The sequence below is a fragment of the Streptomyces oceani genome, assembly GCF_001751245.1.
In the GTDB taxonomy this organism is placed as follows: Bacteria; Actinomycetota; Actinomycetes; order Streptomycetales; family Streptomycetaceae; genus Streptomyces; species Streptomyces oceani.
In genome coordinates this window covers 1-531 of record NZ_LJGU01000057.1, presented here as the reverse complement: position 1 = coordinate 531, position 531 = coordinate 1, and the positions used below count along the sequence as shown (strand labels likewise).

General features: G+C 68.5%; 1 pseudogene. It reads left to right on the top strand.

Annotated features, from left to right (window positions below):
* Positions 1 to 531, top strand: a pseudogene (locus AN216_RS00265) (polyketide synthase); the annotation flags it as partial.

Here is a 531-nt window from a genome sequence, read left to right as displayed (position 1 = left end):
GGTCGAGCGGTTGTCGGACGCGCGGCGTGGCGGGCATCCGGTGTTGGCGGTGGTGAGTGGTTCGGCGGTGAACCAGGATGGTGCGTCGAATGGTCTGACGGCGCCGAACGGTCCGTCGCAGCAGCGGGTGATTCGGGAGGCGTTGGCGCAGGGTGGGCTTGTGCCGGGTGATGTGGATGTGGTGGAGGCGCATGGGACGGGGACGTCGCTGGGTGATCCGATCGAGGCGCAGGCGTTGTTGGCGACGTATGGCGCGGGTCGGGGTGTGGAGTCGCCGTTGTGGTTGGGGTCGGTGAAGTCGAATCTGGGGCATACGCAGGCGGCCGCGGGTGTGGCTGGGGTTATCAAGATGGTGTTGGCGTTGCGGTATGGGGTGTTGCCGGCGACGTTGCATGTGGGTGAGGCGTCCTCGCGGGTGGATTGGTCGGCTGGTGGGGTGCGGTTGTTGACCGAGGCGCGGGAGTGGCCGGCTGTCTTGGGTGGGGACGGCGAGGGTGGGCGGGTGCGTCGGGCGGGTGTGTCCTCGTTCGG